This is a genomic window from Roseovarius tolerans (genome assembly GCF_028885395.1).
GTDB lineage: Bacteria > Pseudomonadota > Alphaproteobacteria > Rhodobacterales > Rhodobacteraceae > Roseovarius > Roseovarius tolerans.
Window position 1 is genome coordinate 1,930,484 of the sequence record NZ_CP118494.1, and the last position, 20,448, is coordinate 1,950,931.

The 20,448-nt window shown below is 63.8% G+C and carries 20 protein-coding genes and 1 tRNA gene; 9 read left to right on the forward strand and 12 right to left on the reverse strand.

Features of this window, described 5'->3' with window-relative positions:
* Positions 1-61: 61 nt before the first annotated feature.
* On the forward strand, positions 62-811 hold the full coding sequence (locus tag PVU19_RS09485; RefSeq protein WP_050661624.1) for an enoyl-CoA hydratase-related protein: 750 nt from the start codon (positions 62-64) through the stop codon (positions 809-811).
* Positions 812-903: 92 nt separating this feature from the next.
* On the opposite strand, the gene gltA is transcribed toward PVU19_RS09485, so the two are convergent.
* Both gltA and gltX read right to left on the reverse strand, forming a co-directional pair.
* Positions 904-2,199 (reverse strand): citrate synthase, encoded by a 1,296-nt coding sequence (gltA, locus tag PVU19_RS09490; RefSeq protein ID WP_050661572.1) that lies wholly within the window; start codon positions 2,197-2,199, stop codon positions 904-906.
* 73 nt (positions 2,200-2,272) lie between these two features.
* Positions 2,273-3,685 carry a glutamate--tRNA ligase gene (gltX, locus tag PVU19_RS09495; RefSeq protein WP_050661571.1) on the reverse strand — a complete coding sequence of 471 codons (1,413 nt, stop codon included), beginning with the start codon at positions 3,683-3,685 and terminating at the stop codon, positions 2,273-2,275.
* 77 nt (positions 3,686-3,762) lie between these two features.
* Here gltX and PVU19_RS09500 point away from each other — a divergent pair, with 77 nt between their 5' ends.
* Positions 3,763-5,781, forward strand: coding sequence for a ComEC/Rec2 family competence protein (locus tag PVU19_RS09500; RefSeq protein WP_050661570.1), 2,019 nt, complete (start codon positions 3,763-3,765; stop codon positions 5,779-5,781).
* Here the strand turns inward: PVU19_RS09500 and lexA are convergent.
* On the reverse strand, positions 5,775-6,476 hold the full coding sequence (lexA, locus tag PVU19_RS09505) for a transcriptional repressor LexA (RefSeq protein WP_050661569.1): 702 nt from the start codon (positions 6,474-6,476) through the stop codon (positions 5,775-5,777). The two genes, PVU19_RS09500 and lexA, sit on opposite strands and share 7 nt — an antisense overlap.
* A gap of 191 nt (positions 6,477-6,667) precedes the next feature.
* Here lexA and PVU19_RS09510 point away from each other — a divergent pair.
* Positions 6,668-6,757 (forward strand) — tRNA-Ser (locus tag PVU19_RS09510).
* A 192-nt stretch (positions 6,758-6,949) separates the two neighbouring features.
* Here PVU19_RS09510 and PVU19_RS09515 read toward each other — a convergent pair.
* Together PVU19_RS09515 and PVU19_RS09520 are read right to left on the reverse strand one after the other, a co-directional pair.
* Positions 6,950-7,657 carry an anti-sigma factor family protein gene (locus tag PVU19_RS09515; RefSeq protein ID WP_050661568.1) on the reverse strand — a complete coding sequence of 236 codons (708 nt, stop codon included), beginning with the start codon at positions 7,655-7,657 and terminating at the stop codon, positions 6,950-6,952.
* 27 nt (positions 7,658-7,684) lie between these two features.
* Complete coding sequence (locus tag PVU19_RS09520; protein ID WP_050661567.1) at positions 7,685-8,191, reverse strand: RNA polymerase sigma factor; 507 nt, start codon at positions 8,189-8,191, stop codon at positions 7,685-7,687.
* Positions 8,192-8,298: 107 nt separating this feature from the next.
* Here PVU19_RS09520 and PVU19_RS09525 point away from each other — a divergent pair, with 107 nt between their 5' ends.
* From PVU19_RS09525 to PVU19_RS09550, 6 genes are all read left to right on the forward strand, one after another.
* Positions 8,299-9,780 carry a S8 family serine peptidase gene (locus tag PVU19_RS09525; RefSeq protein WP_235575673.1) on the forward strand — a complete coding sequence of 494 codons (1,482 nt, stop codon included), beginning with the start codon at positions 8,299-8,301 and terminating at the stop codon, positions 9,778-9,780.
* A gap of 394 nt (positions 9,781-10,174) precedes the next feature.
* Positions 10,175-10,696 (forward strand): DUF4956 domain-containing protein, encoded by a 522-nt coding sequence (locus tag PVU19_RS09530; RefSeq protein ID WP_050661622.1) that lies wholly within the window; start codon positions 10,175-10,177, stop codon positions 10,694-10,696.
* 12 nt (positions 10,697-10,708) lie between these two features.
* Positions 10,709-11,491, forward strand: coding sequence for a polyphosphate polymerase domain-containing protein (locus PVU19_RS09535; RefSeq protein WP_050661566.1), 783 nt, complete (start codon positions 10,709-10,711; stop codon positions 11,489-11,491).
* 64 nt (positions 11,492-11,555) lie between these two features.
* Positions 11,556-12,818, forward strand: a complete 1,263-nt coding sequence (locus tag PVU19_RS09540) for an alginate export family protein (RefSeq protein WP_152911584.1) — start codon at positions 11,556-11,558, stop codon at positions 12,816-12,818.
* 100 nt (positions 12,819-12,918) lie between these two features.
* Positions 12,919-13,086 (forward strand): hypothetical protein, encoded by a 168-nt coding sequence (locus PVU19_RS09545; protein WP_235575671.1) that lies wholly within the window; start codon positions 12,919-12,921, stop codon positions 13,084-13,086.
* Positions 13,087-13,214: 128 nt separating this feature from the next.
* Positions 13,215-13,712 (forward strand): hypothetical protein, encoded by a 498-nt coding sequence (locus tag PVU19_RS09550; protein ID WP_050661564.1) that lies wholly within the window; start codon positions 13,215-13,217, stop codon positions 13,710-13,712.
* 18 nt (positions 13,713-13,730) lie between these two features.
* Here the strand turns inward: PVU19_RS09550 and PVU19_RS09555 are convergent, their stop codons facing one another.
* From PVU19_RS09555 to fabI, 7 genes are all read right to left on the reverse strand, one after another.
* A complete protein-coding gene (locus PVU19_RS09555; RefSeq protein ID WP_050661563.1) occupies positions 13,731-14,276 on the reverse strand; it encodes a pseudouridine synthase in 546 nt (181 codons plus the stop codon).
* Between the two features lie 38 nt (positions 14,277-14,314).
* The gene (locus PVU19_RS09560; RefSeq protein WP_050661562.1) at positions 14,315-14,929 is read right to left on the reverse strand and encodes a rhodanese-like domain-containing protein; all 615 of its coding nucleotides are present in this window, start codon (positions 14,927-14,929) and stop codon (positions 14,315-14,317) included.
* Between the two features lie 98 nt (positions 14,930-15,027).
* Positions 15,028-16,539, reverse strand: a complete 1,512-nt coding sequence (gene trpE / locus PVU19_RS09565; protein ID WP_050661561.1) for an anthranilate synthase component I — start codon at positions 16,537-16,539, stop codon at positions 15,028-15,030.
* 12 nt (positions 16,540-16,551) lie between these two features.
* Positions 16,552-18,390, reverse strand: a complete 1,839-nt coding sequence (locus PVU19_RS09570) for a peptidyl-prolyl cis-trans isomerase (RefSeq protein WP_050661560.1) — start codon at positions 18,388-18,390, stop codon at positions 16,552-16,554.
* Between the two features lie 95 nt (positions 18,391-18,485).
* Complete coding sequence (gene gpt / locus PVU19_RS09575) at positions 18,486-18,983, reverse strand: xanthine phosphoribosyltransferase (RefSeq protein WP_050661621.1); 498 nt, start codon at positions 18,981-18,983, stop codon at positions 18,486-18,488.
* Between the two features lie 5 nt (positions 18,984-18,988).
* Positions 18,989-19,594: a LysE family translocator gene (locus PVU19_RS09580; protein ID WP_050661559.1), complete on the reverse strand. Its 606-nt coding sequence runs from the start codon at positions 19,592-19,594 to the stop codon at positions 18,989-18,991.
* A gap of 12 nt (positions 19,595-19,606) precedes the next feature.
* Positions 19,607-20,413, reverse strand: coding sequence for an enoyl-ACP reductase FabI (gene fabI, locus PVU19_RS09585; RefSeq protein ID WP_050661558.1), 807 nt, complete (start codon positions 20,411-20,413; stop codon positions 19,607-19,609).
* Positions 20,414-20,448 lie beyond the last annotated feature (35 nt).

Sequence of the window (20,448 nt, forward strand, 5' to 3'; positions counted from 1 at the left end):
CCCCGAGACCACGTCAGGAGGGCCGATTCCCGTGAAAGATTACCAAACCATCACGCTCGAAATGATCGAGGGCGTCGCCGTCCTTTGCCTCAACCGGGCCGACAAGATGAACGCGCTCAACACCCAGATGCGCGCCGAAATCACCGATGCGATGACCCATGCGGCACGCGAGGCGCGCGTGATCGTGCTCACCGGCAAGGGCAAGGCCTTCTGCTCGGGCCAGGATCTCAGCGATGGCGGTAACGCGACGACCCTGGATCTGGAGCGGGTCCTGCGCGAGGAATACGTGCCGATGCTGCGCTCCATCACCGAATGCCCCGTGCCGACGATCAGCGCCGTCAACGGGCCCGCAGCGGGGGCAGGGGCCAATCTGGCGCTCTCGGCGGATGTGGTGATCGCCACCGAGGCCGCCTATTTCCTGCAGGCTTTCACCCGGATCGGGCTTATCCCGGACGCAGGCGGCACATGGGCGCTGCCGCGCCAGATGGGCATGGCCAAGGCGATGGGGGCGGCGCTTTTTGCAGAGCCGATCAGCGCACGGCAGGCCAGCGATTGGGGGATGATCTGGGAATGCGTCAGCGACGAAGGCTTCGAGGCGCACTGGCAGGCGCGCGCCGCGCACTTGGCCAAGGGGCCGACGCAGACCTACAATGCCGTCAAGCAGGCGATCCGAGGCACCTGGGATAACACGATGGAACAGCAACTGGATCTCGAGGCCAAGCTGCAAGGCAGCTGCGGCCAGAGCCGCGATTTTCAGGAGGGCGTGATGGCTTTCCTCGAAAAGCGCCCGGCAAATTTTGAAGGACGTTGAGGGCAAACTGGACCGATCTTGCCTCGCGCCGAAATGAAAAGGCCCGCGCTTTGCGGGCCTTTTGAGATATGTTTTGCGTTGTGGCGAAGTCGTTAGCGCTTCTCGATATCGACATAATCGCGCAGTGTTTCGCCCTGATAAAGCTGCCGTGGACGTCCGATCTTCATCTGCGGATCGCTGATCATCTCTTTCCACTGTGAGATCCAGCCAATGGTGCGCGAGACCGCGAACACCGGCGTGAACATCGAGGTCGGAAAGCCCATCGCCTCGAGGATGATGCCCGAATAGAAATCCACGTTCGGGAACAGTTTCTTGTCGGTGAAATAGTCATCCGCAAGCGCTTGCTTCTCCAACTCCTTGGCGACCTGCAGGGTCGGGTTGTTCTCGACCCCCAGTAGTTCCAAAACCTCGTCGGCGGATTGCTTCATCACCTTGGCGCGCGGATCGAAGTTCTTGTAGACCCGGTGACCAAAGCCCATCAGGCGGAACGGGTCGTCCTTGTCCTTGGCCCTTGCGATGAATTCGGGGATGCGGTCGGGCGTACCAATCTCGCGCAGCATCTCGAGGCAGGCCTGATTGGCCCCGCCATGCGCAGGCCCCCAGAGACAGGCAATGCCCGCCGCGATACAGGCGAACGGGTTGGCCCCCGACGACGACGCCAGACGCACGGTCGAGGTCGAGGCGTTCTGTTCATGATCCGCATGCAGCGTGAAAATCCGGTCCATCGCGCGGCTCAGGATCGGGTTGACCTCGTAATCCTCGGCCGGAACGGCAAAGCACATGCGCAGGAAGTTCGACGCGTAATCCAGATCGTTGCGAGGATAGACGAAGGGCTGCCCGATGGAATACTTGTACGCCCAGGCGGCAATCGTCGGCATCTTGGCGATCAGCCGGATCGAGGCCACCTCGCGCTGCCACTCGTCGCTGATATCGGTGCTGTCGTGATAGAACGCCGACATCGCACCAACGACACCGACCATGATCGCCATCGGATGCGCGTCACGCCGGAAGCCGCGGAAGAAATACACCATCTGCTCGTGCAGCATGGTGTGGTTGGTCACCCGGCTCTCGAAATCCTCCAACTCGGCGGGCGAGGGCAACTCGCCATAGAGCAGCAGGTAGCAAACCTCGAGAAAATGGGATTTCTCGGCCAGTTGGTCGATCGGATACCCCCGGTGCAGCAACTCACCCTTGTCACCGTCGATGAAGGTGATGGTGCTGTCGCAGCTTGCCGTCGAGGTAAAGCCGGGATCATAGGTGAACACGCCCGCCGTGCCATAGAGCTTGCGGATGTCCACCACATCGGGGCCCGCCGTGGGCGAAAAGATCGGCAGATCATAGGTCTTGCCGTCGATTTCCAGCTTGGCGGCTCTTTTGTTCTCTGACATCAGGGGTCCTCCCTCTCAACGCCCGCATGGCCATAGCGCCCCGGGCTGGATAAACGTAAACCCGGGCAGGGCGTCAGGCCCCGCCGCGGGCGGCGTCGGTCAGTCGGGCGATGCTTTCATCACGCCCGAGAACCAGCATCATGTCGAACACGCTCGGTGTTGCGCTGCGGCCTGCAAGCGCGGCCCGCAATGGACCGGCCAGCTTGCCGAATTTCATGCCGTGGGTTTCGGCGAATTGGGTCGCGAGAGCCTCGATACCGTCTCGCGTCCACGTAACATTTTGCAACTGCGGCGTCAATTCACTCAGTATACCACGGGATACATCATCCAGCTGCGCAGCCGCCTTCTCCTCCGGAACGATAGGCCGTTCGGTAATTATAAACTCTGCCTTATCAAGTAGTTCGGGGAATGTCTTCGCGCGTTCCTTGAGGCAGTACATACCCCGTTCCATCAGCGTCACCTTTGCGTCAGATAGCGGGGCCTGACCGGTCACAGCCAAGAATCCCTGCAATTCATGCAGCAGTGCAGCATCGTCCACTGCCGCGATATGCTGACCGCAGAGATTCTCCAGCTTCTTGAAATCGAGCCGCGCGGGCGATTTGCCGATGCCGGTGATGTCGAACCACTCCACCGCCTGCGCGTCCGAGAAGAACTCGTCATCGCCATGGCTCCAGCCCAGACGCGCAAGGTAATTGCGCATGCCCGCCGCCGGATAGCCCATCTTGTGGTATTCCTCGACGCCAAGCGCGCCATGGCGTTTCGAAAGCTTCTTGCCATCGGGGCCGTGGATCAGCGGGATATGGGCGTACGTGGGCAGGGGCCAGCCCATGGCCTGATAGATCAGCATCTGGCGCGCCGCGTTGTTGAGGTGATCGTCGCCCCGGATCACATGCGTCACGCCCATGTCATGATCGTCCACCGCAACCGCCAGCATATAGACCGGTGTGCCATCGCCGCGTAACAGCACCATGTCATCGAGCTGGTCGTTGCGGATGGTGATGTCGCCTTGAACCACGTCACGGATCACCGTCACACCTTCGCGCGGGGCCTTGATGCGGATCACGTAGGCGCTGTCGCCCGGATGCTGGTCTGGCGTCGCCTCGCGCCAGGGGCTGCGAAACAGCGTGGAGCGCCCCTCGGAGCGGGCGGTATCGCGAAAGGTCTCGATCTCGTCTTGGGTGGAAAAGCATTTATAGGCATGGCCCTCGGCGAGCAGCTGATGCGCGACCTCGCGGTGCCGCTCGGCGCGCGCAAACTGGCTTACCGCCTCGCCGTCATGATCAAGCCCCAGCCAGGCCATCCCGTCGAGAATCGCCTGCGTGGCCTCTGGGGTGGAGCGCGCCCGATCCGTATCCTCGATCCGCAACAGGAACTTGCCGCCCCGGCCCCGGGCATAAAGCCAGTTGAACAGCGCCGTCCGCGCCCCGCCGATATGCAGAAAGCCGGTGGGCGAGGGGGCAAAACGGGTCACGACTGGGCTTGCCATGGAGCGGATTAACCTTTCGGTAACGATGCAGGGGCTAGGATCTGCCACTGTCTATCGGTCCGCCGGGAGGGACACAAGTGGCGCGCGTCTGGCATCTGATCGAACACGGATGGCTGTCGCAGCGCGGATCGCTGTTCCCGTGGGTCCCGGTTTGGTTCGGCTGCGGCGTCGGCCTCTATTTCGCGCTGCGGGTCGAACCGCCGGCGGCCGCGCTCTGGGCGTGCTGCGCGGGGGCTCTTTTGCTCGGGCTGCTGGCCCTGCGCGGGCGCGAATGGGCCGGGCCGCTCTTGCTGCTTTGCGCCCTGGTGCTGGCGGGCGTGGCGATCGCGGGTGCGCGGGCGCATCTGGTCGCCGGGCCGGTTCTCGGCTGGCGCTATTACGGCCCCGTTGAGGGGCGGATCGTCGTGATCGACCGTTCGGCCTCGGACGCGCTGCGCCTGACGCTCGATCGCGTGGTGCTGGAGCGCATGCGCCCTGACAAGGTGCCCGACCGCGTGCGGGTCTCGCTGCACGGCGATCAGGGCTTCATCACCCCGCGCCCCGGATTGCGGGTGATGATGACCGCGCATCTCGGCCCACCCTCTGGCCCGGTCGAACCCGGCGGCTTCGACTTTCAGCGTCACGCCTGGTTTCTGGGGATCGGTGCGATCGGCTACACACGCACGCCCGTCCTGACGGCGGGCGAGGCACAGGGCGCGCAGGCCCTCTTCCGGGCGCGCATGGCGCTTTCGGGCCATGTTCAGGACCGGCTGCCGGGGCAGGGCGGGGCCTTTGCCGCCGCCATCATGACCGGCGACCGCTCGGGCCTGTCGCAAGAGACATTGCAGGCGATGCGCATCTCCAATCTTGCGCATCTTCTGGCCATATCGGGGTTGCATATGGGGCTCCTGGCCGGGTTCGTCTTCGCCGCCTGCCGCCTCGGCCTCGCGGCCCTTCCGGGGATCGGGCTGCGCTGGCCGATCAAGAAGATCGCGGCGGGTGTCGCAATCCTTGCAGGGGCGGGGTATCTCGGCCTTTCGGGCGGCAATGTCGCGACCGAACGCGCCTTTGTCATGGTGGCGGTGATGCTGTTTGCGGTGATGCTCGACCGGCGCGCGCTCAGCCTGCGGGCGGTGGCGGTGGCGGCGGTCATCGTGCTCTGCCTGCAACCCGAGGCGCTGCTCGGTCCCGGGTTCCAGATGTCCTTTGCCGCCACGGTGGCGCTGGTCGCCGTCTTTGGCTGGCTGCGCGACGCGCAGGTGCCGCTCGGGCCGCGCTGGCTGCGTCCCGTACTGGCGGTGGTGATCTCCTCGGCGGTAGCGGGGGCGGCCACGGCACCCGTTGCCGCGGCGCATTTCAACCAGATCGCGCAATATGACCTGCTCGCGAACCTGATGAGCGTGCCCTTGATGGGCGTCCTGGTGATGCCCGCGGCCGTGGTCGCGGCGCTCCTCTTACCGTTCGGTCTCGACTGGGTGCCGCTCTGGGTGATGGGGCAGGGGCTCGATTGGATCCTCGGCGTGGCGACGCGCGTGTCGGCGTGGGAGGGCGCGCGCGGCCTCGTCGTCTCTCCGGGCCCCGAGGTTCTGCCGCTCATCGCCTTCGGCGCGCTTGTTCTCGTGCTGTGGCAAGGGCGGGCGCGCGTCATCGGGCTGGCGCCTGCGATGCTCGGATTCTGGCTCTGGTCCGAAGCCGACCGGCCCGCCATTCTGGTTTCGGACAATGGCGCGCTTGTCGGTGTGCTCACCTCCGAGGGGCGCGCCCTCAGCAAACCGCGCGGCGGTGGCTTCGTCGCCCTCAACTGGCTGGAGAATGATGGCGATGCCGCAACTCAGGAAGACGCGCATCTGCGCTGGCCTGAGAACTCAAGCCTGCCGGTGCCGTTGCAGGTTGTGATCGGTTCCCGTGCGGCGCGCGAAACGGTCGATTGCGGTGGCGCCTCGCTCGTTGTCTTCAGCGCCGAACCCGACACCCTGCCGGACACCGACACTTGTCAGAGCATCACGCCCAAGACCCTGAGGAGAACCGGGTCGCTTGCCATCTCCGACGAGACATCCGGTCTGCGCGTCGTCACCGCGCGATCGGTGACCGGCACCCGCCTGTGGTCCGCTCAGTAAGTGCGGATAAGGCCCACAAGCCGCCCCTGCACCTTGACCTGATCATCCGGAAAAACGCGGGTTTCATAGGCCGGGTTGGCGGCTTCCAGCGCAATGGCGTTGCCCTTGCGGAAAAACCGCTTGAGCGTGGCCTCTTCATCCTCGATCAGCGCCACGACGATATCGCCGTTATCGGCAGTCCGGGTCTCGCGGATGATCACGACGTCCCCGTCGTTGATCCCCGCCTCGATCATCGAGTCGCCCTTAACCTCCAGCGCGTAATGCTCGCCCTTGCCCGAAATCATGCCGCCCGGCACCGAGACGTTGCGGCTGGCATGTGCGATCGCCTCGATCGGCACACCGGCGGCGATCCGCCCCATCAAGGGCACCTCGAACGCCAATGCCGCCTCGACCGGTTGCGCGTTGGCGGGTTGCGCGGCGGTCGGACGGTCGCCCTCGATGACGCGGGGGGTAAAGCCATGCGTCGCCTCGCCGCCAAGACTTTGCGGCAACTTGACGATTTCAAGCGCGCGCGCCCGGTGTGCAAGCCGCCGGATGAACCCGCGTTCCTCGAGCGCCGTGATCAGGCGGTGGATGCCCGATTTGGAGCGCAAATCCAGCGCCTCCTTCATCTCGTCAAAGCTGGGCGGCACACCGTCGCGCTGCACGCGCTTGTGGATGAATTCAAGCAGATCGAGCTGTTTTTTGGTAAGCATCGGCCATGTTCCTTGAGCTTGGCGTTTGTTTTGTTCTACGCATGTTCTTGTTTTGTGTCAACCATGGTCCCGAGATCCGGCGGTGGCGGACGCCCCGCTCCGACACCCGCGCCCTGATGTCCGAGGCTTTTGCCGCAAAGTTTCAAATTTGGTCTTGTAACCCGTCACGCGCCACGGCTATACGCGTCGGCGGAGACGTGGCCGAGTGGTCGAAGGCGCTCCCCTGCTAAGGGAGTAGGCCCGGAAGGGTCTCGAGGGTTCGAATCCCTTCGTCTCCGCCATTATCCTCAAAACCGGTATCTCGTAACGACCTGACAGTAGCGTCGAATTAGGCGTTGTCGCGCTGACGGCGGTGTTTGGTCCGCTTGATTGTCGTCCATAAGCGCCGCGCCGACCTTCCTGTTGCTCGATTACCGGACAAGCCCGCATCCCAACGGGGCAGGCACTACCCGGCGATCATTCAGTGGCATGATCTATTCCAGTCGTTCGCGCTCGGCCTCTGCGGACAGCGGCTGCGAGGCGCCGCTTGCCGCGTAAAATGCGTCAAGCGTTTCAAGGGACGAGGCCGGGGCATAGCCATCGCCTGCCGAATGCGTCGCGATGGCAATGCGCAGGGACCACTCCGCTCCGTTCCGACACGCGACGCCGACGTGGCCGGTCCCGCCCTCTGCGTCCGTCTCGTATTCACGGCAGAACGCGCCCGCGCTATCGGTAAAGGACGCAACGACGCTCATGCGCCGCCCGTCCGGCAACCGGTCTTCCGCGCCCGAGGGCAGGGTGCCCAGCCGCTCCTGCACGGCCGAGCTTAGCAGTGTAGCACCCGTCTCCTGAGCGCCGGGCGCAAGCAACAGCCCCGCCGACAGGCCGATCGCCAGCGCCAGCGAGGCGGCCATCGCCATCGGCTGCCACCGGGGGGCAGGACGATGCAGTGGCACCACGTTTCCGGCCTCGGGAGACGTGGTCGCCGCCATCTCGCGAATGCGCGCTTCCAGATCGGGCGACACCGCGGCCTCCGGATTGGCCAGCGCCGCCGCCTTCACCCAGTCCGCGCTCTGCGTGAAGAGCGCGTAGCGATCCGCCAGCGCCGGATCGGAGGCAATCTGCGCGTGCAGCCGCGCGGCCTCGTCGCCGTCGATCTCGCCATCGGCGAGCGCCATCAATGTGTCATCGTCGATATCCATCGTCACGATCCTTTGCGTTGCAGGGCGTCAACGGCCCATCCCGCCCTTTATTCCCACTTTCTCGCCAAGGGCGCGCCGGGCCCGGCTCAACCGGCTCATCACGGTGCCCTGGGGGATGTCCAGCGTCTGCGCCGTCTCGGCATAGCTCAGCCCCTCGACGCAGACCAGATGCAGCACCGCGCGCTGATCCTCGGGCAATGTCGTCATCGCCGCCTGCACCGATTGCAGCATCATCCGGTCATCGGTCTGAGCGGCGCTGTCCACCGGATCGGCCTGCGGGCTGTCATGAATGTCCACCGTCTCGCCCCGCGTCCTGTCGCGCCGGAGCATGTCGATCCAGGCGTTGCGCAGGATGCGGAACAGCCACGCCTCCAGCCGCGTCGCAGGATCGAACTGATGGCGCGCGCGAAAGGCGCGCTCGGCGGTGATCTGCACAAGGTCGTCTGCCACATCCGACCTGCGGCACAGCGACAGCGCGAAACGCTTGAGGTTGGGCAGGAGGGCCACGACGTCTTCTACAAAAGAATCCTGCATGACCCACACTTACCGATTGCAAAACTTCGCCGGGGAATAAACCCAGGCTTCTAACGTAGAGCATTAGATGGCATCATTTTCCCAATTAGCAAAAGGAGATTTCCGGGATGCGCGTATTCGGAGGGACTGTGTTGGTCTTTGCGGCCTGGCTCTGCGCGCTTGGCGCGGTTTCGACCCTGTCCGCCAGCATGATCGCCGCGCCTGCCTGGGCAGACGATGGCGATGGCGGTGACGGAGACGGCGGCGACGGCGATGACGGTGATGATGGTGGCGGCAGCAGTAGCTCCTCCAGCACGGGCGGCGGCGCGTCGCGCGGCGGCATCAACTCGGGAGAAGTCGATGATCCCCGGGAGATCATCCGCGGTCTGCGCCGTCTCTTTCGCGGACAGCCCGTGGAGCCACAACGCGCCCGCCGTCGGCCCGCCCCGCAACCGGCCCCCAGGCCTGAGCGTGCGCCCGCCGAGATCGTCGCGCGCGGCCTGACCGACGACCAGACGACGGCCCTCGTGACACAGGGCTACGTGGTTCTCGAACGCGCCGATCTCGTCAGCCTCGCCACCACCGTGCGCCGCTTTCAGGTGCCCGAGGGCACAACGCTCGACGCAGCACGCGACACCATTCGCGCCCTGCCGGGGGCCGAGGCGGCGGATTTCAATCATTACTACCGCGCCGGACAGGACAGCGCGGCGGTGATCCCGATCGCCGCAACCGCGCCCGCCTGTGACGGCCTGCACTGTCCGGCCCGCGCCCTGATCGGCTGGCCGCAGGCGCTTGGTCCCGAGGGATGCGGTGCGCCGGTGACGATCGGCATGGTCGATACCGGGCTGAACGCCGATCACCAGGTGCTGGCCGGGGCCGATATCGACCTCACGCGCATCGCCCCAGAGGAGTATTCCGCCTCCGCCGCGATCCACGGCACGGCGGTCGCTGCCATTCTCGTCGGCGATCCCGAGACCCGCGTTCCCGGCCTGCTTCCGGGCCTGCCGCTGGTGGCGGTGGATGCGTTTCACCGGGCCTCGGGCGATGAGCGGACCGACGCCTTCACGCTGGTGCGCGCGCTTGATCATCTCTCGGAGCGCGGCGTGCAGGTGATCAATCTCAGCCTCGCCGGGCCGCCCAACACGGTGCTCGAAGACACGCTCCTGCAACTGACCGAGCAACGCAGGATCCCGGTGATCGCGGCGGCGGGCAATGACGGCCCCCGCGCCGAACCTGCCTATCCGGCCGCCTATGACAGCGTGATCGCCGTGACAGCGGTGGATCGCAGCGGCACCATCTATCGCCGCGCCATTCGCGGCGCGCATGTCGAGCTTGCCGCCCCCGGCGTTGAGGTCTGGACCGCGGCCTCGGTCAAGGGCGCGCGCTGGAAGACCGGCACCTCCTTCGCCGCGCCCTATGTCACGGCGGCGGTGGCCCTCTGGCTGCAACACGACCCGACGCTGACCCCCGAGGAGATCCGCGCGCGGCTGACCGCCTCGGCGGGTGATCGTGGCCCGGACGGTCTTGACGATACATACGGACACGGGCTTCTCAACCTTGGCGGCAACTGCCCCGGCCGGGCCGTTTTCACACCGGCCTTGGCAGAATAGAACCCGGCGCGCTGCGGTTGCATGACAACGGATCATTGACCGGAAGAGGAACGTTGAGCCTAGCCGAACTGGCGCGCTGAAAGTATCTAGCTCGATCTTTTACCGTCCTCCAAATATCTCTTCCGGTCTGCAACATCCCTCTTTCTTCGATTTTCGGCTTTCGGGAACGTAACCTTGCAGCGGTTCGGAAACTAAATCTCGTGCGCGGCGTGGTCTCTGAGAGGGCCGTCACAAATAATTTAGAAAAATGTTACATTTCTGGGAATAAACACCAAACGCCCGCGTTTTACCTGTGTCAGTCACACTGATGGCTGCCTTTCAAAACAGGTGAAACATGATTGAAATGTTGCTTCTGAGCGAAACCCCCTTGCGCTTTGGTATCAATGTGTCGGCGATGGTGGCTTTGGTATTTGGTCTCTATTACCGCCGCTACCGTGACAAGGAACTGGTAACGGCCGCGTCCCTGTTCAACATCTTCGCATTTGGTGTTTTGTCCATATTGTCGGCGGTGGAATTCTCGTTGGCGGCGGGGTTCGGCCTTTTTGCAATCCTTGCCCTCTTCACCCTGCGATCAGAGCAGATCAGCAAGGTCGAAATTACCTATTTCTTCGGGTCGGTCTCTATCGCGGTCATCTGCGCCATACCAGGCACCGACCTCGTGCTGGCGAGCGCGGTTGCCGCGCTGGTTCTGATCGGAGCTTGGATCTTCGACCACCCGGCCATCCTGGCCTCCAGCGATGGCGTCAAGATCACGCTGGACAAGATCGACCATGATGCCCTGTCGAACCCGGTCAAAAGGCGCGCGGACCTGTCCGCCCGACTTGGTGTTGACGTCATGTCCTACCAGATCACGGCGCTTGACTACATCAACGACATGGCGCGGCTCAATGTGTTCTTTCGCAAGCCCCGCGCATAAGGAGCCCAAGTCATGGACCCGATCATCAACAACACACTGCATGGCTTTGTGCCCATCTCACTGGACGAGCTGAATGCCAAGGCAGCGATGCTGGAGCGGCTGGACAACAAATACATCTTGCCTGCTCACAGCTTGCGCCCCGCGCTGGAGGTCTTTGCCACGCATTTCGATGTCTTGGAAATCGGCGGCAAGCGCGCGTTTGGTTATGCCACGACCTATTTCGACGATCCGGACCTGCGCGGCTATTTTGATCATCATCAAGGGCGGCGCAAGCGGTGCAAGGTGCGGATGCGCAACTATCTCGACGCCGGTCTGAGCTATCTGGAAGTTAAGCTCAAGGACAAGCGCCAGGTTACCATCAAGAAGCGACTGAAGCTGACGGCCCCCAGTGTCGGATTGGATCGTGGCGCTCTGAATTTCGTGGAAGACTGCCACAGAAGCCTTTACGCCAGTCCCTTTGCCAAGCCTCTCTTTGCCATGATCGGCATGCAGTATGAGCGCATCACGCTTGTCGCCAAGGCAGGCGGAGAGCGCATGACAATCGACACCGCCCTGCGGTTCGAGGCTGCGAATATCACACGCATCGTGCGGCCTGACATGTTCATCGTTGAGACCAAATCAGCGCGTGGCAACGGCATTGCCGACAAGATCCTGCGATCAATGCATATGCATCCCACTAAGCGTTGTTCGAAATACTGCATCGGCATGGCCGCGACCGAACAGGTGACCCGGCGCAATCGCTTTTTGCCCGCATTGCGGCGGCTCGACCTGCTGAGCCCGGCGCGCAGGGCCTGAAATCCCGGTTTCATTTCAGGAGGACAGACCATGAAAAAGGAAAGGCCGGTCACGCAGAGAGCGGTTGATCGCAAATACCTGGGCGGAACCTGATACAATGCCCCGGTCCGCCCGCATCACCTTCTGCCTGTTTGTCGCGGCCAGCCTGATAGCGCCCAAGACGGCAGCTTCAGGGGAAATTTTGACATTCGAGCACAGTCTGCACCTCGATGTCCTGCATGAGAAAAACATGAGCTTGCGCCCGAGCGCAGACACCCGCCCACGCGATCGCCAGGACAGGATCGCCGCAAAGCTTCGGTTTTCGGCTGAATTCGACCCTGACGGACCGTTGGCCGGCTTTGTCGAGTTCGAGCTGCGCCGCGACATTGACGACCGTCAGGCTAGACCTCGTGAGACCGGGACAGAATTGCGTCTGCGAGAGGCCTATCTTGAGGTTGAGGATGTTCTGGCCCCGAACCTTGACCTGCGCATCGGGCGTTGGGACTACGAAGACGCACGCCGCTGGCTGATAGATGCCCGACTTGACGGGATCTGGATGCGCTATCGCGGCGAGCGGCTTGAGGCTGATATCCTGGCGGCGCGCGAAAACCAGTTTCGCGAGGATCTTCTTGACCGGGAGTCCCGCGATGGTGACACGGACTACATCGCCGGATTGTTCAGATACGAGATCAACACGCAGATCGAATTGGGCGCGCATGCCATCTGGCAGCAGGAAACCGACGGAAACCGTGATCGCCTGCGCCTGCTTGGGGCGCGCGCGCAGGGTGAGGCGCTGGATCAACTGAGCTACTGGGCGGATGTCTCTTGGACCGAAACAGCGCGGAACGGCCGCAAGCAGCGCGGGCGCGGGGTCGACCTGGGCGGGAAATGGCAATTCGATCACCCGCTAAAACCGCGCCTGACCCTCGGCTGGGCACGGGGCAGCGGCAATTTCCGCCAGCCCGACCTGCACAGCAACGAGGGCTCGCTCGGCCAAGATATAGAAACGTTCTACTATGGCGAGGTCCTGCGCCCGGAATTGGCCAATTTGACGGTTCTAACCATCGGGGCGGGCATGACGTTCGATGAAAAACTTTCGGCGGATGTCTATTGGCGCGACTACAGGCTAGGCAATAGCGAGCACGGATTGCGCGGCGCAGCTCTGCGCGCGGATCCAGTTTCTGGCGGAGCCTTGGGACAGGGAGTCGATGTCGTAATCGGCTATCGACCCGCAAAGAACATTGCGATTGACGGTGCCTTTGGCTGGTTCGAACCCGGATCAGCTTTTGCGGGAACTCGACAAGGCCGAGCATTCGCTGCCCGGCTTGAACTGACATGGAAGTTCTGAATCGTTTCGAAAAAGTTTCTAGTCGCGCAACTGGCGAAAGCCTTTCATCAAACGGAAGTCGTTTGCAGAGCTGCAGGTGTGAACGGAATCATTGCCCGCATTGGGCGAACTGACCGAAACCCTGAATGCGATACCTGCAAGCCGTTGGACTGACCGGATCGGCGGCCTTGACGGCGCACTTGTCGCGCATCTTGAGACGACAGGAGCCACTATTCTACGGCATCCTATTCTGGCGCAGGCGGACATGGCCGGGGCACTTTTTGCATGAGGACGCCTTCAATGAAACAATGCCGATACGACGACCTGGCGCAGCACGCGACCGCAAGCATTGAAATTGACGTGTCACCTTTAGCGGGCTAGCGTCGAATACGAAAATCGCATTTCCAGGATTAGACCATGCTTAAGACACTTTCACTGACAGCGGCTTTGATACTGGCAGGCGCGGCCGCCTCTGCCGAGATGCAGGTTCAACTCGGTGGAGGTTGGGATGGTCAAAAGGTGCCCGCAGGACAGCAATGCGCGCTGCATGGTGGAAAGGGCGCGACGCCGCCAATGACGGTGTCAGGCATCCCGTCGGGCGCGGTCTGGGTCATCGCCTATTTCAATGACAAGTCCTACACGCCGCTGTCGCGCAACGGAGGCCATGGCACCATCGGATTTCCAGTTAAGGGCAGCACGGCGCGCCTGCCTGCAGTGCCCGGCATGACGGCCAGCCTGCCGGGGGGTGCGCGGGTGATCCACCCGGCCCGCTCTCGCGGTGATTACGCAAGCCCGGGATACCTGCCGCCCTGTTCGGGCGGGCGCGGAAATCGCTACACGGTGGATCTGCGGGCGATAGACAAGGCCGGCAAGGTGCTCGCAGAGGTCAAGACGGTCGACATCGGCAAATACTGACCCGGCGATCGCTTGTGCTCACGCATCACGCCATGCGCCGGGGGCAAGGCCGTCGAGCGTCCACTCGCCGATGCGCCAGCGCACGAGGCGTAGGGTAGGGTGCCCGACATGGGCGGTCATGCGACGCACCTGACGATTGCGCCCCTCCGATATGGTGATCTCCAGCCAGCAATCGGGCACCGATTTGCGATAGCGTACCGGCGGGGTGCGCGGCCACAATTCGGGCGGGTCGATGCGGCGCACCCGCGCGGGCCGCGTCGGCCCGTCCTTGAGCGTGATGCCCTCTCGCAGCGCCTCGAGCGCGGCGTCCTCGGGCGCGCCCTCCACCTGCACCAGATAGGTCTTCTCGGTCTTGAACCGGGGCGAGGCGATGCGCGCCTGCAGCTTGCCGTCGTCGGTCAGCAAGAGCAGCCCCTCGCTGTCACGATCCAGCCGCCCGGCGGGGTAGACGCCGGGCACAGCGACATGATCCGACAGCGTCGCACGGGGGCTGTCACCAGTGCCCTTGTCGGTGAATTGCGACAGCACCCCGCAGGGTTTGTTGAAGAGGATCAGGCGCGCCATGGCCCCTGATGCCCCAAGAGGCAGCCCCGCCGCAAGTCTCAGTTATGGCCCGGCCACAGACCCTCGCGCAGCTTGTAGGTCCAGGGCAGGCCTGCATTGCGCCAGCCATTCACGGCGCGCACGCCACCCTCGTTCTTGTCGCCCTCGAACCCGTCCACGACGTTGTAGAGCGTCACATCGACACCGGCCTCGACCAGCTTTCCAATGGCCGCCGCACTGCGCGAGCCCGACCGGCACATGATCATTAATGTATCCACGCCAGAGGCCGCGTCGCTCGCCAGCCAGGCCTGCATTTCCTCCACGTATGTCGGGTTGTCCACCATCTTGTAGACGCCCTTCTTGGCATCGAAGGCAAGATCCGGATCGACCAGTTTCGACGGGATGTTTGCGGCGGCGGGCACCGGATAGCCGATCAGCATGGTCTCCGAGGGGGTGCGCACGTCGATGAGTGCAACATTGTCCTTTTCGGCCAGCACACGCCCCGCCTCGGCGGCGGTGATGTAAAGACCCGCTTCGGTCTGCTTGCTCTTGCTCAGGGTCTCGACGGCGACCGGATCTTGCAGGGCGAGCGTTTCGGCCACGCCCGAGTGCGGGGCGAGCGCGAGGCTCAATGCCAAAAGGGCCGGGGCGGTGAGGCGGGTAAAATAGCGCATTGCGGTTCCTCCTGATTTATACATTCCAGAGTCGGAATATGATAATCGAGGGTTACGCCTGCAATGCCTTGTCCGCATTGACTTGAATCAAACGTGGCTCAGAGGTTTCCGTCGCCGCCGAACCGTGCCGCATCCGCCGCCGCGCGCCGGATCGCGTTGGATTTATGCACCGTCTCCATGTATTCCGCCTCGGGGTCGCTGTCATGCACGACACCACCCCCGGCCTGAATATAGAGCGTCTCGTCCTTCACCACTGCGGTGCGCAGGGCGATGCAGACATCCATGTCGCCCCCGGCGCTGAAATAGCCGACACCGCCGCCATAGACGCCGCGTTTCTCGGGCTCCAACTCGTCGATGATCTGCATCGCGCGAACCTTGGGCGCGCCCGAGACCGTGCCCGCAGGCAACCCCGCCAGAAGCGCCGACAGCGCATCCTGATCCTCGGCCAACTCGCCCACCACGTTCGACACGATATGCATCACGTGGCTGTAGCGCTCGATGATGAATTCCTCGGTCGGACGCACGGTGCCGATGCGGCTCACGCGGCCCGCGTCGTTGCGGCCCAGATCGAGCAGCATGAGATGTTCGGCCAGTTCCTTCTGATCGCCCAGCAGATCGGCTTCCAGCGCGCGGTCCTCCTCGGGCGTGGCGCCGCGCGGCCGGGTGCCCGCAATCGGCCGGATGGTAACCTCGTTGCCGAACACCCGCACCAATATCTCGGGCGAGGCACCGACCACCTGAAACCCGCCGAAATTGAAATAGAACATGAAGGGCGACGGGTTCGTGCGGCGCAACGAGCGGTAAAGCGCGAAGGGCGGCTGCCGGAACGGCTGCGACCAGCGCTGCGATGGTACGACCTGAAAGATATCTCCCGCGCGGATATATTCCTTGGCCTTTTCCACCGCCGATTTGTAGCCATCGCGGGTAAAGTTCGACACCGGGGCTGCATCTTCATGCGCCTCACCCAGATTGCGGCTCGCCTGCGGCAGCGCGCGTTCCAGATCGCGCACCGCATCCATCACCCGCTCGGCGGCCTGCGCATAGGCGGCGCGCGCCGATTGGCCGCTGCTCACCCAGGCGGGGGCGACCACGATCACCTCGCCCTTGACCCCGTCCAGAACCGCCACCACCGAGGGGCGCTGCATGACGGCATCGGGCAGGTTCAGCGTGTCGGCCGGCACATCGGGCAGATGCTCGACCAGCCGGATCATGTCATAGCCGAGATAGCCGAACAGCCCCGCGCTCGCCGCCGGCAGATCCTCGGGCAGGTCGATGCGGCTCTCGGCGATCAGCGCGCGCAGGTTGCTCAGCGGATCGCCGTCCTGATCCTCATAGGCATCGCTGTCGAACCGCGCGGCGCGGTTTATCCGGCTTGACCTGCCGTGACACTGCCAGATCAGGTCGGGCTTCATGCCGATGATCGAATAGCGCCCGCGCACCTCGCCGCCGGTCACCGATTCGAGCATGAAGGCATCGCGGGCGGCCCCCGTAAGCTTGAGCATCAATGACACCGGCGTATCCAGATCGGCGGCAAGGCGGGTGTGCACCACCTGATTCTGGCCCGCCTCATAGGCTCGGGCGAACTCGTCAAAGGAAGGGGTCAGATCCACGCGATGCGATCCTCAGTTGAAATTGGCATGCACGGCATTGAGCGCCGACTGATCAAGTTCGACCCCGGCACGGGCGCGAATGTCATCGGCAAGAAGCTGAAAGATATCCTGTCCGAAATCAGCGGCCACCTGATCGCGCAGCGCGGTGCGCAAACGGGTCATGTCCTCGTCATCCTCGGCGGGCGGGGCGACCGCGTCCAGCCGCAGCAGGAATATGCGGCCCACACCCTCGATCACCTGCACCTCGCCTTCTTCCATGGCAAACACTTGCTCGATGAATTCAGGCGGCGCATCGGCGCGGTAATCGCGGCGGGTCATGTCGGTGATCTCGCTGGCTTCAAGGCCAAGATCGTCAAAGCTGGCCCCGTCGCTCAATTCCGCAACCTGCGGCGCGACCTGTTCGGCAAGCGCGTCGACGGTGGCCTCTTGCCGCCAGCCCTGCCGCACCGCCTCGCGCACATCGTCAAGCGGCTGAATGCGCGGCTCCTCGATCCCGTCGAGCCGCAGCGCAAAGATACCATCATCCTCGGTGCGCTCGACCGCCGGGTAATCGCCGTCCTGCACCGCCTCCGCGGCACTGCGAAAGGCAGCATAGCCCGCGATCCCCTCGGCAAGATCAGGATGCCAGTCGATTTCACCGAGTTCCAGTTCGGTTTCGCGCACCACATCTTCAAGCGTGGCCCCTCCGGCCAGCAGATCATCGACCCGCTCGCTCATCGTGTCGATCACGCGCCCGGCACGATCACGGGCCAGGGTCTCGCGCAGTTGCGCCTTGGCCTCTTCAAACGACGTGACCTGCGCCGCAAGCACACCGTTGATCCGAAAGAGGGCAGGGCCCAGGCTGGTCTCGATCGGGCCTACGATCTCACCGGAATCAGCGGCAAAGACCGCCTCTGCCGCCGGGCCAAGATCATCGTCGCTGACGTCGCCCATGTCGACATCCGCCATCTCCAGCCCGCGCTCGGCGACCAGCATCTCGAAAAGCACACCATCGTCCAGCCGCGTCATGGCGCGCTCGGCGCGCTCGGGATCGGAATAAACCAGCCGCTCCACCAGACGGCGTTCCGGCTGATTGAACTCCGCAGAGCGCTCGTCATAGGCGCGGCGCAGGGCGTCTTCGGGCACCTCGACGGTATCGACGATCATTTCGGGCGTGACCCAGGCATAGGTGATCGATTTGGTCTCGGGCGTGGTGAAATCGGGCAGGTGGCTCTGATGATAGCTGCGCAGGTCTTCCTCGGACGGCACCGGCAGACCGGATTGCAGATCGCCGCGGTCGAGCGTGGCAAAGGCCAGGCTGCGGCGCTCGCCGAGATATGTCATCATCGCGTCCATATAGGCGGGCGGCACCTGCATACCGGCCACGGCAGCCGCCTGAAGCAGGGTCGCGGCTGTCTCGGCGCGGATGTTTTCCTCGAATTCCGCCTCGTTCAGCCCGGCCTGTTGCAGGGCAAAGGCATAGGACTCGCGGTCAAAGCTGCCATCGAGGCCGCTGAAGGCGGACATGGCCAGGATCTCGTCGCGCAGGGTGGCGTCACCCACCGAAATCCCCAGCCGGGCGGTTTCATGCTCAAGTGCCGCGCGCGACACAAGCTGCCCCAACACCTGCTGATCCACACCGGCGGCGCGCGCCTGCGCAAAGCTGACGCTCTCGCCGCGCTGCGCCTCCAGCGCCCGGATCTCGTTCTGCAGCGCGCGGGCGTATGTGTTGACGTCAATCTCCGCATCACCGACCGAACCGACGCTGCGCACATTGCCAGACAGGTTGGTGACGCCAAAGCCCCCCAGCCCGACGATGAGAAGCCCCATCAGCACCCACATCGCACCCTTGGATATGCCCTTGCCTGCCATCTCGGCCCCCTGTCAGCCCGTGTTGAAACGCTTTTCGTTGCGGTTGTCTACGCGTTGAACCGGGACGGGGCAAGACCCCGGCCCAGGCCCCGCCGTCACACGCCCCGGTACGGCTCCACATATTGCAGCGCCATGTCCCAGGGAAAGAAGATCCACGTATCCTGGCTCACCTCGGTGATGAACGTCTCGACCTGCGCGCGCCCCATCGGCTTGGCATAGACCGTCGCGACATGCGCGTGGGGCAGGTGCCGCCGCACCACCTCGAGCGTGCGGCCGGTATCAACCAGATCATCGACGATCAGCACGCCCGCGCCGTCGCCCATGATCTCCATGTCCGGCGATTTGATCACCACCGGCTCGTTTTGGGTCTGGTGATTGTAGGATTTGACGCTGATCGTATCGACCGTCCGGATATCCAGTTCACGCGCGACGATCATCGCGGGCGCCATGCCACCCCGTGTGATCGCCACCACCGCGCGCCAGCCGCCCTCGGGGGCCTCACCCTGCAACCGCCACGCCAGCGCCCGCGCATCGCGGTGCAACTGGTCCCAGCTGACGTGAAAGCCTTTTTCATGCGGAAGACGGTCGGTCATGGCGATCACCTGTCAGTCAAGAGTTTGAGCCCGAGCGCGCCCAGCATCAGCGCCGCCGCCCGGTCGATCCATGGTTTCGCGCCCAGATAGGCGCGGCGGGCCGGGGCCCCGCTCAGCAACGTGGCAAAGACCGCGTAAAACAGCCATTCCACAACCATGTGGTTAAGCGTGATCAGCGCGATTTCCGTGGCCGTGAGCCCCTTGGGAAAGATCACCACCAGCACCGAGGCGGCGAAAAGCACCGATTTGGGATTGCCGAGGTTGATCAGCGCCCCGTCGAGGAACGCGCGCCCGCGCGGCTTTTGCGGGGCATCGGACATCGGCGCGCGCGCCGCACGCCATGTGCCCCATGCGATATAAAGCAGATAGAGCGCGCCGCCGACCTTGAGCGTGGTATAGGCCCAAGGGAAAAACCTGAACAGCGCCTCCAGACCCAGTAGTGCCGCCAGCGTCCAGAGGGCTGCGACCAGACCAAGGCCCAGACCCGCCGCAATGCCCGCCCCGCGCCCATCCGCCAGCGCCGTGCGCAGCGCAAACAATAGCGCCGGGCCGGGGCTCAGAATCGCGGCGGCCAGCACCGCGTTGAAGGCGATAAGGTCCAGCGCGGTCATCGGCCCGCGCGCTCAGGTCGCGTCGATGTCGGGGGCGTCGACGGCTTTCATGCCCACGACGTGATAGCCCGCATCGACATGCAGCGTCTCGCCGGTGACGCCAGAGCCGAGATCGCTCAGCAGGTAGAGCGCCGAGCGGCCCACATCGTCGATCGTCACATTGCGGCGCAGCGGCGAATTCAGCTCGTTCCATTTCAGGATGTAACGGAAATCGCCGATGCCGCTGGCTGCCAGTGTCCGGATCGGGCCGGCGCTGATCGCGTTGACGCGAATACCGTCCTTGCCCAGATCCTCGGCCATGTATTTCACCGACGCCTCCAGCGCCGCCTTGGCCACGCCCATCACGTTGTAATGCGGCATCACCTGCTCAGCCCCGTAATAGGTGAGCGTCAGGGCCGCGCTGTCTGGACCCATCATCTTCTCGGCGCGCTGCATCACGGCAGTGAAGGAATAGACCGAGATGTCCATGGTCATCAGGAAATTGTCGCGGCTGGTATCGACGTAGCGGCCGCGCAATTCGCTCTTGTCGGAAAAGCCGATGGCATGGACCACGAAATCGAGCCCGTCCCAATGCTCGCTCAGGCTGGTGAACAGCTGATCAATGGAATTCATGTCGGCCACGTCGCAGGGCAGCACGATGTCTGATCCAAGCTGCGCCGCCAGTGGGGCCACCCGTTTCTTGAGCGCATCGCCCTGATAGCTGAACGCCAGCTCTGCACCGGCCTCCGCACAGGAGCGCGCGATGCCCCATGCAATCGACTTGTCATTGGCGAGGCCCATGATCAGCCCGCGTTTTCCCGCCATCAAAGTGTTCGACATTCCCAGCCCCCGCCACAACGATTTTTTTGACCTTT